Origin of the sequence: Serratia plymuthica NBRC 102599 (assembly GCF_001590925.1) — a bacterium.
In the GTDB taxonomy this organism is placed as follows: Bacteria; Pseudomonadota; Gammaproteobacteria; order Enterobacterales; family Enterobacteriaceae; genus Serratia; species Serratia plymuthica.
On the sequence record NZ_BCTU01000069.1, the window covers coordinates 1 to 1023 of the forward strand.

The window sequence follows — 1023 nt, forward strand, 5'->3', positions numbered from 1 at the left end:
CCCCCAGCCAGTCAAAACCCTGTGCAATCCGGCCCAGTTGGGTTTTGTCCGGGTGGGTTTCAAAACCGCCCAGGTCAAAAAATTCGTGCAGCCGCTTAACGCAGCGCCGCAGTTGCCAACGGGTGCGGGTAAACAACAAAAAGTCATCCATATAGCGCGCATACCACACGCCCTCCTGCGCATTAAAATAATTATCTACGTGGTGCAACAAGCTGCCGCCAATCAACGGGCTTAGTGCGCAACCCCGGCAGATGCCGTTTTGCGGGGTATAAAACTCACCGCCATCTTCTACGCTGTAGTGCACATATTGCTGAATCACATCAAACAGCACCGGGTCGGCCACATGCCATTTCAGTTGACTGATCACCTGCTGTTTACGGATGTGCCGGTAGTAACCGCGAATGTCCGTTCGGTAGACAAAGGCGTATTCTCCGCCGGCCAGGGCCGCCCGCACTTCCGCCGCCGAAACCACGCTACCGCCATGCCCGCGCAAGTGCATGCAACGAGCAGGTTTTGGCAACAGCGGCTCCGCCAACAACGCGGCCCACTTCAATATCAGCGCATCCAGCGCACACCACTGCACCCAACTGCGGCCACCACGCCGCAACACCTGCATCGGCGCCAACCGGTAATGCCCGTTTTGCAGTTGCTGCCAGAGTGGCTTCTCTTGCTGCGCCCAGTGAAAGCGCAAATGCCATATGTCCGCATTGGGCGGCGCATGGCGACGACGTTGGCACAGCCAGTGCCAGGCGGCTTGCCATGCCGCCGCGCGGTTATTCATATTCCAGGCTAAAGGTCGCCACCGCGCTGAACGGCCCGCGCTCGATGGTTTTGTGCTTCAGCGCGTCCGGTTCACCCTGCACATAGGCGTGCGCCGTCAGAATATTGGCCCCGCTCACCAATGCCTGCGCCTTGCCTTGCTGGTTAATCGGCAAGGGGTCGCCCTGCGGGGTTTCCATGCCGATGGCGATGCCGCTGGCCTGGCTGGCACCGTTCAGTGCCAGCAGCCCCGGCAGCGCGGTG

2 protein-coding genes are annotated in these 1023 nt (G+C 60.1%); both read right to left on the reverse strand.

Translation table 11 applies throughout. The features are described 5' to 3' along the window. On the reverse strand, positions 1-781 hold a 781-nt coding region (locus tag SPL01S_RS24170), incomplete at its 3' end, for a reverse transcriptase domain-containing protein (protein WP_063203217.1). Next, a partial coding sequence (locus SPL01S_RS25415) for a fimbrial protein (RefSeq protein ID WP_373282296.1) occupies positions 774-1023 on the reverse strand: 250 nt, incomplete at its 5' end. The genes SPL01S_RS24170 and SPL01S_RS25415, both read right to left, overlap by 8 nt.